At 62.9% G+C, this 11,324-nt stretch carries 6 protein-coding genes and 1 pseudogene; all 7 read left to right on the plus strand.

All coding sequences use genetic code 11. The features are described 5' to 3' along the window. Positions 1-23: 23 nt before the first annotated feature. On the plus strand, positions 24-656 hold the full coding sequence (locus MRY17_RS00740; RefSeq protein ID WP_181284771.1) for an NADH:ubiquinone oxidoreductase subunit N: 633 nt from the start codon (positions 24-26) through the stop codon (positions 654-656). A 261-nt stretch (positions 657-917) separates the two neighbouring features. Next, on the plus strand, positions 918-2,414 hold the full coding sequence (locus MRY17_RS00745) for a YdgA family protein (RefSeq protein ID WP_243353116.1): 1,497 nt from the start codon (positions 918-920) through the stop codon (positions 2,412-2,414). A 301-nt stretch (positions 2,415-2,715) separates the two neighbouring features. Continuing rightward, the gene (gene pgaA, locus MRY17_RS00750) at positions 2,716-5,196 is read left to right on the plus strand and encodes a poly-beta-1,6 N-acetyl-D-glucosamine export porin PgaA (protein ID WP_243353117.1); all 2,481 of its coding nucleotides are present in this window, start codon (positions 2,716-2,718) and stop codon (positions 5,194-5,196) included. A gap of 12 nt (positions 5,197-5,208) precedes the next feature. Then, positions 5,209-7,206, plus strand: a pseudogene (gene pgaB / locus MRY17_RS00755) (poly-beta-1,6-N-acetyl-D-glucosamine N-deacetylase PgaB). A gap of 2 nt (positions 7,207-7,208) precedes the next feature. Then, a complete protein-coding gene (gene pgaC, locus MRY17_RS00760; RefSeq protein ID WP_191952593.1) occupies positions 7,209-8,549 on the plus strand; it encodes a poly-beta-1,6-N-acetyl-D-glucosamine synthase in 1,341 nt (446 codons plus the stop codon). Between the two features lie 2 nt (positions 8,550-8,551). Beyond that, a complete protein-coding gene (gene pgaD / locus MRY17_RS00765) occupies positions 8,552-9,034 on the plus strand; it encodes a poly-beta-1,6-N-acetyl-D-glucosamine biosynthesis protein PgaD (RefSeq protein WP_124425735.1) in 483 nt (160 codons plus the stop codon). A gap of 562 nt (positions 9,035-9,596) precedes the next feature. Next, positions 9,597-11,318 (plus strand): ShlB/FhaC/HecB family hemolysin secretion/activation protein, encoded by a 1,722-nt coding sequence (locus MRY17_RS00770; protein ID WP_279308380.1) that lies wholly within the window; start codon positions 9,597-9,599, stop codon positions 11,316-11,318. Positions 11,319-11,324 lie beyond the last annotated feature (6 nt).

The raw sequence follows: 11,324 nt of genomic DNA on the forward strand, positions 1-11,324 counted from the left end.
GTTTGCTCATGGGGATTCGAATAATGAAAAACCCTTATGCTCCCGCTTTCTGGTGCGTGCTCTTCGCACTGGTGCTGTTATCGGCCGCGTATTTCTACGGGGTCATGCTCGCCCACCCACTCGACAAGGCCATGGTGTTTCTCGACAGCGCCTGTCTGGTGATCGGCACCTTGTCCATCGGCGTGGTGGCCTGGGCCTCCTATCAAAACCAACGGGTGAAGCGAAAATTGCTGGAACAAGGCAAGACCCGCGTCGCGATCTGGGACACCAAGGTGGCCCTGCGCCGTGTCGAAACCGTGTTCGACCGCTATTTCTGGGGCAGCTACTGGCAACCCGGCCGCACGTTCCAGGAAGTCATGGGCGACCTCACCGGCACGCCCCTGGAAAAAAGCCTCGAGGTGCTGAAGAAGCAATGTGTCGTGCTCGACCGGCAGGTCGCTGACGGCAGGCACTGGCTGAATAATGCGCGGGAATTGTCCGATGTCGCCACGCAAATGGCCCGTGAGCGCTACCAGCTGGACTTCTGCGACTCCAAGGCCGACACCCCCGGCAACGCGGTGATACACCGCGAGTTCGAGGTGCTGGTCTACACCTGGACGGCACGCCTGAAGAGTTTCGATCACCAGTTGGATGAAATCGAACTGGAGTACTCCTGAACTCCTGAACTCCTGCGCAACTGATACCTCTGAAAGGCTGGGCCGTTTGCGCCCGCCAGTGCTAATCTTCCCCAGCCTTTCGGCCACACGGGCCACTACTGTAGGAGCGAGCTTGCTCGCGAAAAACGTCAACGATAACGCGTGCATTCTGAATAAACGCGGTGCCTATGAGTTCTTCGCGAGCAAGCTCGCTCCTACAAGGACCCCTCCGGGGTTCAAGGAAGACAGCCCACTTCTCACAGGATTTGATCAGGTCACTTCATGAATAAGCCAGCAGTCGTTCTTTTGGGTTTCGTTGTCGCCGTAGGCGTCGTCAGTGCAGGCGGCGCCTGGTACACCGGTAAACAACTGGAGCCGGTGCTGCAAACCGCGATCCAGAACGCCAACAAGGAACTGCAGACCTCCATGGCCGGCGTGGACGGTACCGTCTCCCTGGAGCTGGTCTCCCTGGACCGTGGCGTGTTCAGCAGCACTGCCCATTACCGTCTCAAGGGCCAGGGCAGTGTGTTCGGCGAGCAAAACCCGAACCCCGAGCTGCTGTTCGTCGACCATATCGAACACGGCCCGCTGCCGTTCTCGCGCCTGGTCAGCCTGAAATGGCTGCCGGTGATGGCCACCAGTCACTACGCACTGGAAAAGAACGCCACCACCGAACCATGGTTCGCTGCCGCCAAAGACGTGTCGCCGCTCAAAGGCGTGGCCAATATCGGTTACAGCCGTTCGGTCAACGGCAACGTCGAACTGCTGCCCCTGGAGTTCAAGGACGACAAGTCCTCGGTGAGCTTCTCCGGCGCCAACCTGGAATTCGACAGCAGCGCCGAGGGCCAGAAGGTCAAGGCTGACGGCTACATGAACAGCCTCAAGGTTGCGGCCGTCGACGCCAATGGCGACGCGTTCGAAGCCCAACTGGCCGGCCTGACCGTCGCCAGCAATCTGGCCAAATCCACGTTCGGTTTCTACACCGGTCAGAACACCATCGAACTGACCGACACCAAGGTCACCTTCGGCCCGCAGAAATCGGTGCTGACCCTCAAGGGTTTCGAGCAGAAAGACTCCAGTGAGACCCAGGACAACAACCTGGCCGGCCGCGTCGACTACAAGATCGACGAAATCGGTTACCAGGGTAAGCCTGTCGGCTCGGCCGCCATGGCCGTCAGCATGAAAAACGTCGACATCCCGGCGATGCTGGTGCTGACCAAGCTCTACCAGGACAAGATGCAGCCGGTGCAAGCCGCCGCCGCTGCCGGCCAACCCGCGCCCGAGCTGCAACTGACCGAAGCCGAGCAGACCCTGGCCGAAGCCAACGTCAACCAGGTGCTGGCCGCCAAGCCGCAAGTGGCCGTGGAAAACCTGTCGCTGAAAACCACCCATGGCGAGAGCAAGTTCAACCTTGTCCTGGACCTGGCCAAGCCGGCCTCCATGGAACTGCCACCCGTTGAGCTGGGCAAGCAGATGATTGCGCTGCTGGACGCCAACCTCACCCTGTCCAAACCCATGATCAGCGACGTGGCCACGCTGCAAGCCCAGGTCGGCGGCGTGACCGACCCGAAAGCCATCGAACAGCAATCGCAAATGGCGGCCGAGATGGTCAGCGGTGTGGCCGTGGGTACGCAACTGGCAACCTTGGTGGGCACCGACGTAGTGTCCAAGCTGCACTACGCCAACAACGAAGTGACCTTCAACGGCCATAAGATGACCGTCGAGCAATTCATCAGCTTCGTGATGTCCAAAGCCGGTGCAATGGGCGGCGCGCAGTAACCCTGGAATACAGTTAAAACTGTGGGAGGGGGCTTGCCCCCGATGGCGGATTGTCAGTCAGTATATTTATAACTGACCCACCGCTATCGGGGGCAAGCCCCCTCCCACATTTTGTTTTGTGACTGGCGAAAGATCCTTGCCGGTCAATTCTGAACAATTGTTCTGAATTGCCCTTGCCCCTGCCTGGCTAAGGGATAGTTCGCCCAGGAAAGCTAGGTCGGGGCCCGAGACGCCGACACCCTGATGCACATCGCTCAGGATCACCCATCGTTGCGGCTTTCCTTGTAAGGAAGCCGACGACATGTTGCCAATCCCTCCACTCAGCGCTTCAGGCCGGTTGCGGCTGCTCATCGCAGCAGCCCTGTGCAGCCAATTGCTGATGCCTGCCTATGCCGTGGCCGATCCCGCCTATGACGCCCTGATCATCCAGGCGCGCAACGGTCACTTCACGCCGGCACTGACTCAGTTGCGCCAGCTGTCCGCCGAGCGCCAGAGCCCAGGCCAGGTCAGCGATCATCTGGTGATTGCCGGTTGGGCCGGGCAGGACACGGAAGTGTTGAAGGTGTATGAGGCACAGGGCAAGCATCGCAACCTCACCACCCAGGCACTGGCCACGGTGGCGCGCACCTATCGCAATCAAAAGCAGTGGGCCCAGGCCGAGGCGGTCTATCGCCAGGCGCTGCTGCGTGAGCCGAATAATATCGACCTGCAACTGGGCCTGGCGCTCACCCAGGCCGATGGCGGCAAAGCCGGCGAGGCGGTGCAACGCTTGCGCGCGCTGGTGGCGGCGCAACCGAATGACCCCAACCGCCGCATGGCGCTGGGCTACGCGCTGACCCGCGCCGGCCTGAACTACGACGCATTGTTCGAGTTCGACCAGGCGTTCATCCGTGCCGGCGACAAACCCGACGTGGCGCGTGAATACCTCGTCGCCCTGCAAAAGGCCCGCCTGCCGGAAGCCGCGCTGCGCCTGTCGGCCAAGCGCCCGGGCCTGGTGAACGCGGTGACCCAGCGCCGCCTGGAAGGCGATCTGGCCGCCGAGCGCGTGCGCATCGCCGAGTTCGCCACGCGCACCGAAAAAGAACGCTACGTGGTCGCCGACCGCGCCCTCAGTGACTACGACCGACTGATCGCACGCTGGATCCCGGACGCCAGCGCCCATGACGACGTGGTGCGCTGGCGCATCGACCGCCTGGGCGCGCTGAAGGCCAGGGCACGTACCGCCGAGGTGATCCGCGAGTACCAGGCCTTCAACGCTGAAGGTGTGCAATTGCCCACTTACGCGTTGCGTTGGGTGGCCGCCTCCTACCTCGACCAGCGCCAGCCGGAAAAAGCCGAACCCCTGTATCGCCAGGTGCTGAGCGCGCCGGACGCCGACGCCAGTTACCGCGTCGACGACAGCACCGCGTTGTTCTACGCCCTGCTGGAAAGTGACAAAGTCGAGGACGCCCGCCAGGTCGCCGACACCCTGGCCAGGGAACAGAAACCCCGCGTCGAACTCAAGGGCTTGCCGATTGGCAACCCCAACGACAACTGGATGGACGCGCAGCAACTCTCCGCCCAGGCCGGCACCTTCGGCGGTGACCTGCCGGGCAGCGAAGCCAACCTGGAAGCCCTGGTAGCCAAGGCGCCGGGCAACGTCGGCCTGCGCATCGCCCAGGCCGACATGTACCGCGCCCGTGACTGGCCGCGCCGCGCCGAAGGTACCCTCAAGGAAACCGAAGCCCAGGCGCCCCGCGACATCGGCCTGCAAGTGTCCCAGGCCTACACCGCCATGGACCTGCAGGAGTGGCGCCAGATGGACGCCCTCACCGACGACGTGGTCGCACGCAACCCGGACAACCGCCAGGTGCAGCGCCTCAGTCGCCTGCGCGATGTGCATGACATGGCCGAACTGCGCGTCGAGGCCTACACCGGCAAGAGCTACGGCGGCGGCAACAACAACGACGCAGGCGCAGTGGCCGGTAGCCGCGACTGGGGCATCGAAAGTGTGATCTACACGCCGCCCATCGACGAAGACTGGCGCCTGTTCGCTGGTGCCGGCTACGCCACCGCCGACTTCAGCGAAGGCACCGGCCAGCACCGTTGGCAGCGCGTGGGCGTGGAGCGGCGTACCCGCGATATGACGATCGAAGCCGAGGTGTCCAATCACTCCTACGGCGATGGCTCCAAGCAAGGTGCGGCCGTCTCGATTGCCCGCGACATCAACGACCACTGGCAGTACGGCGGCAGCGTCGGCTACCTGCTCAGCACCACGCCACTGCGCGCCTTGAACGACGGCGTCACGGCCAATGGCGGCAGTGGTTTCATCCGCTGGCGCGCCAATGAAAGCCGCGAGTGGAAGCTTACCCTCAGCCCGTCGCACTTCAGTGACGGCAACGACCGCGTCGAAGCGCTGCTCAGCGGACGCGAGGGCCTCTACAGCTCGCCCCATGTGCAAATCGACCTGGGCCTGGAAGTCGGCGCGAGCCGCAACAGCAAGGAAGACACCGCGTACTTCAACCCGAAGTCGGACTTCACGGTGTTGCCCGTGATCAACGTCAACCACGTGCTCTATCACCGCTACGAGACCCAGTGGAGCCAGCAGTTCCAGATCGGTGCGGGCACCTACAGCCAGCACGACTACTCCACCGGCGGCATCGGCCTTGTCGGCTACGGCCAGCGCTTTCGCTGGAACGACGTACTGGAAATGGGCGCCAACCTCAGCCTGATCAGCCGACCTTATGACGGCGACCGCGAACGCGATCTGCGTCTGCTCGTCGACCTCACTTACCGTTTCTAGAAGAGCCTGACCATGACCGTCCTCAGCCGTTGCTTGTTGGTCCTGGGTCTAATGCTGGCCGCCGCGTGCGCCCAGCAACCCGCGCCCTATACCCCACCCGCGCAGCGGCCAACCGCGCTCAACGAAGCGCCGTGGCCGAAAAACCATTTCCTGGGCATTGCCTACCATGACGTCAATGATCGCGACCCGGATCAGGCGGTGGTGGCGGTGCGCACCGAACGCTTGATCGAACAACTGGCCTGGCTGCGCGAGAACGGCTACCAGGCGGTCAGCGTCGACCAGATCCTGGCCGCGCGCAACGGCGGCCCGGCGCTGCCGCCCAAGGCCATCATGCTCAGCTTCGACGATGGTTACGCAAGCTTCTACACCCGTGTGATGCCGATTCTGCGTGCCTACCACTGGCCGGCGTTGCTGGCGCCGGTGGGCTACTGGATCGACACGCCGCTGAACAAGCCGGTGGATTTTGCCGGTTCACCGCGCCCCCGTGGAGAATTCCTCACCTGGCAGCAGGTTCGTGAAGTGTCCCAGTCGGGCCTGGTGTAAATCGCCGCGCACACCGATGCCAATCACAAAGGCATCCTGGCCAACCCTCAAGGCAACCTGGAGCCGGCGGCAACGTCCCTGCGCTTAGACCCGGCCACCGGGCGTTATGAAAGCCAGGCGCAGTTCGATGCGCGGCAGCGCGCGGACGTCGTGGCGATTTCCAACAAGATCCAGGCCGTGACCGGCAAGAAACCACGGGTGTGGGTGTGGCCCTATGGCGCGGCCAAAGGTACGTCGCTGGCGATCGTCGGTGAGCAGGGCTACCAGATGGCCCTGACCCTGGAAGACGGCCTCGACAGTTCCAGTGATCTGATGAACAGCCCGCGCTTCCTGGTGGCCTCCGACCCCGACGGCGAGCACTTCGCCAACAGCATCGTCGCCGCACAGACCCCGGCACCGATGCGCGTATTGCACGTGGACCTGGACAACGTCTACGACCCTGACCCGGCCCAGCAGGCGCGCAATCTCGACGTACTGGTGCAGCGCGTGGTGGACATGGGCGCCGGCACCGTCTTTCTGCAAGCCTTCGCCGACCCCAAGGGCGACGGCCTGGTGCACTCGCTCTACTTCCCCAACCGTCACTTGCCGGTGCGCGCCGACCTGTTCAACCGCGTTGCCTGGCAGCTGCACACCCGTGCCCACGCCGCCGTGTATGCCTGGATGCCCGTGCTCAGTTTCGCCCTCGACCCCAAGCTGCCGCGCGTGACCCGTTGGGACCCGCACACCGCCAGGCTGGGCACTGACCCCGACCAGTACAAACGCCTGTCGCCGTTCGACCCGCAGGTGCGCAAAATCATCGGTGAAATCTACGAAGACCTGGCCCGCAACAGCGCCATCGATGGTGTGCTGTACCACGACGATGCCGTGCTCTCGGACTTCGAAGACGCCAGCCCCGCCGCGCTCAAGGCCTACGCGGCCAATGGTTTGCCGGACACTGTCGCCGCCTTGCGCGCCGATCCCGCCACGCTGCAGCGCTGGACCCGCTTCAAGAGCCGCTACCTGATCGACTTCACCCAAGAGCTGACCACCAAGGTTCGCGCCATCGCCGGGCCGCAGGTGCAGACCGCGCGCAATATCTTCGCCGAGCCGATGCTCAACCCGGCCAGCGAAGCCTGGTTCGCGCAGAACCTCGATGACTTCCTGCAGGCCTACGACTGGACCGCGCCGATGGCCATGCCGCTGATGGAAGGCCAGGAATTGAAGGCGTCCGATGCCTGGCTGGAAAAACTGGTGGCGACAGTCAAGGCGCGCCCCGGCGCCATGGAAAAAACTGTGTTCGAGCTGCAAGCCAAAGACTGGCGCACCAACGCCGCGCCGGATATCAGCGCTGAGCAACTGGCGCAATGGATGGGCGTGCTCAAACGCCAGGGGGTCAAGAGCTTTGGCTACTACCCGGACAACTTCCTGGAAAATTCCCCGGACCTGAAGACGGTACGTCCGGCCCTTTCCAACCAGTGGAACCCTTGATCATGTTCGACAGAATCCTGGCTATATTCGTGCTGGCACTGGTATTGGGCGTGCCCCTGGGCCTGATCTTCCTGGTCACCGGGCAGTTCCTGATGGACTTCGTGTTTTTCTACCCGCTGTTCATGTCCGCGTTGTGGATCGCCGGCGGCCTGTACTTCTGGCTGCACTGGGAACGCCACTGGCCGTGGCAGGAAGACACGCCGGCGCCGACCCTGGCCGGCAACCCGCTGATCTCGATCATCGTCCCTTGCTACAACGAAGGCGATAACGTCGCCGACACCATGGCGGCCGCCCTGGGCCAGGTGTACACGAACATCGAAGTGATTGCGGTCAACGACGGCTCCAGCGACAACACCGCTGCGATACTCGACGCGCTGGCGCTGCAACACCCACGCTTGCGGGTGCTGCACCTGGCGCAGAACCAGGGCAAGGCCGTGGCCCTGCGCATGGGGGCGGTGGCGGCGCGCAGCGAATACCTGGTGTGCATCGACGGCGATGCGTTGCTCGACAAAAACGCGGCGGCCTACATGGTCGCGCCGATGCTCGACAACCCGCGCCTGGGCGCCGTCACCGGCAACCCGCGTGTGCGCACACGTTCGACCCTGATCGGCCGGGTACAGGTGGGCGAGTTCTCCTCGATCATCGGCCTGATCAAGCGTACCCAGCGCGTGTTCGGGCGCATCTTCACGGTGTCGGGTGTGGTGGTGGCGTTCCGCAAGAAGGCGCTGAACCGCATCGACTACTGGAGCACCGACATGATCACCGAGGACATCGATGTCAGCTGGAAGCTGCAACTCGATCATTGGGCGATCTTCTACGAGCCGCGCGCGCTGTGCTGGATTCTCATGCCCGAGACCGTCGGCGGCCTGTGGAAACAGCGCCTGCGCTGGGCCCAGGGCGGCGCTGAAGTGCTGTTCAAGAATATCCGTGGCATCTGGCAATGGCGCCATCGCTACCTGTGGCCGCTGCTGTTCGAATATTGCCTGTCCACCGGCTGGGCCTTCACCTTCCTGCTCTCGGTGGTGTTCTGGGGCCTGGGCAAATTCATGGTGTTGCCGCAGGCGATTACCGTCGACTCCCTGGTGCCGCCGGCGTTTACCGGGCTGGTGCTGGCGATGGTGTGCCTGCTGCAGTTCGCGGTGAGCATCCTGATTGACCGGCGCTACGAAAAAGACCTGTGGAAAACCCTGTTCTGGACCGTGTGGTACCCGATGGTGTTCTGGCTGGTCAGCCTGTTCACCACCCTGGTCAGCTTTCCCAAGGTGTTGTTCAACCAACACCAGAAACGCGCCCGCTGGGTCAGCCCGGACCGTGGTATCAAACCTGCCCAAGAGGAGGCGTGACGATGAAACTGGTCAGAACCCGCCAGAACCTGGCGATGTGGATTATCGATGTGTTACTCACCCTGCTGGCCTGGGCCGGCCTGGTCTGGCTGCTGGCCCGGGGCATGAGCGCCATGCTCGAAACCCACGGCGGCCCGCGCCTGGAAGCGCCGATCTTCGCCGCGCTCAACACCTTGCAAATCTACCTGTGGATCGCCCTGTTCAATGCCGTGATCCTGGTCGCCTGGGCGCGCTACCAGCAACGCAAAGGCCGCAAATTCGCCCAGCGCCGCGCCGAGGCGCATGCCCTGAGCGACCAGCACTTGAGTGAAAGCTTCAAGCTGGGCGAGGGCGACCTGGAACAACTGCGCCGTCCCGGTGTGCTGGTGATCCACAACGATGAAGAAGGCGGCGTGGGCGAAATCAAATCCCACGTCTCCCGCGACGTCGAACGCCCCGGCCTGGCCCTGGTGTCCGGCTCGGAAAAAGACAAAGGCCTTGGCTGATTCTTCAGTCCTGCAAATATCCAATGTGGGAGGGGGCTTGCCCTAATGCCCCCCTCAGTAGGAGCGAGCTTGCTCGCGAAAAACTCACAGGCACCGCGTTCATTCAGGAAGCACGCGTTATCGTTGACGTTTTTCGCGAGCAAGCTCGCTCCTACAAAAAACCTTAACTGGCTGGCATTAGGGCTTGCCTCCTCCCACATTGATCTCCAGCGCTGTGAGTGCGCACGGGTTCAACAAAACTGATCGGATTTCCGATAAATGGGACCCAAATCACAAAAACGCCGCGAACTTTCCTCCCCTCCCCGGTACTAAACCTAACTCGACGACCCTTGATGGCTAAATAGTGGCGATCATTGCCCGTCAGTCGAATCGCTGTCGAAACAGTTGCCGCCGGTCGGATTAAACGTCTCAGCAATCCGGCCGCACCCTGTTCGATAATTATTTTTTGTTACTAATCATTAGGTTGGCCCGCAGACACGCTCGAACGCCCCGCAGCCCAGCATCTTGGACTGCCGGGAGTTCGATGTTAGCTTGCCGGCCTTTGATTTTCGACGGATCGAACATGCCTCTGCCAATGCCACGGACTCGGTTTCTTCTATGCACCTTCCTGCTCACTTGCCTGGGCCTGAACACTGCATTCGCTGCCCCCACGCCCGGGGACCAGGACCTGATCCGCGATCGGCAGAACCGCCTGCTCGAGGAGCAACAACGGCGCCTTGAAGAACTCAAGGATCTGCCCGGCAAAGCGGCCAAACCCGAGGCGCCCAGCGCGCCCGCCGACACCCGTTGCTTCCCGATCAAGGACATCGAGCTCAAAGGCGCCGACAGCCTGCCGGCCTCCGAGCGCGAGCGCCTGCTCAAGCCCTATGTCGGCCAATGCCTGGGCGTGTCCCAGCTCAACGACTTGCTCAAGGCCATCACCGACTACTACCTCGGCAAAGGCCGCGTCACCAGCCGCGCCTACCTGCCGCAGCAAGACCTCTCCACCGGCCACCTGCAGGTGCTGGTGGTGGAAGGCAAGCTCGAAGCCTTGCGCAGCGCCGAAGGCAGCACCGTGACCGAACGCGAACTGGCCATGGCCTTTCCCGGCAAGGTCGGCGAAGCGCTGAACCTGCGCGAAATCGAGCAACTGGTGGACCAGCTCAACCGCCTGCCGTCCAAACAGGCGCAGATGGAGCTGACCCCCGGCAAGCAAGTCGGCGGCAGCGACGTGGTGGTCAAGAACACCGCGCAAAAGCCCTGGCGCGCCAGCCTGTCGCGCAATAACGACGGCCAGAAAAGCACCGGCGAACAGCAATGGGGCGCCGGCCTTGAGTGGGACAGCCCGCTGGGCCTGGGCGACCAGTTGATTCTGCGCGGCGGCCACGACGCCATCAGCGACCACCAGAAAACCTCGAAAAACACCATGCTCTACTACAACGTGCCGTGGGGCTGGTGGAACTTCAGTTACACCTACAGCGAGAGCGACTACCGCACCTTCGGCGTGACCGATGACTTCAAATACAAGCAGGACGGCGACAACCAGAACCACCAACTGCGCGCCGAACGGGTCATCCACCGCGATGACGTGAGCAAGACCTCGGTCAACGTCGGCCTGGCACACCTGCGCACCAACAACTACATCCTCGATGTGCGCACCGCGCCCAGCAGCAACCGCCTCAGCGAACTGCAACTGGGCGTCAACCACGGTCGGCGTATCGGCACAGCCTTCGTCAACCTGGACCTGGGCATGCAAAGCGGCATTGGCTTGCTCGACGCCCAGTCCCAGGACGAGCGCGACGCCTTCGGCCGCCGTCAGCCGAACTCGCGCTACCGCAAATACACCGCCACCGTCAGCTACCTGCAACCGTTCAGCCTGTGGGGCGAGTCGTTCAGCTTCAGCAGCCTGGCCACCGGCCAGCGCAGTGAAGACCCGCTGTTCTCGCCACAGCGCATGAGCCTCGGCGGCTCGGCTTCGGTGCGCGGTTTCAAGGACCAGTTGCTGACCGGCGACAGCGGCGGCTACTGGCGCAACGAAGTGCGCTGGGCGCGCCCGGTGACTCTCGACTGGATGCGTCCGGCGTTTTTCGAATACGGCGCCAGCGTCGGCTACGACCAGGGTGTGATCCGCAACGACCGCTACAACGACAACGTTCACGGCCGCGTGTCCAGCAACTCCCTGGAGCTGTTCGCCCGTGGCAAAAACGTCAGCACCAGCGTGACCTTTGCCCACTCGCTGGAAAGACCCGGCGTCGTCACCGAGCGCGAAGCGCCGATCTACTTCCGCCTGGATTTCTTCCTGTAATTCAAC

Origin of the sequence: Pseudomonas orientalis (genome assembly GCF_022807995.1) — a bacterium.
GTDB lineage: Bacteria > Pseudomonadota > Gammaproteobacteria > Pseudomonadales > Pseudomonadaceae > Aquipseudomonas > Aquipseudomonas orientalis_B.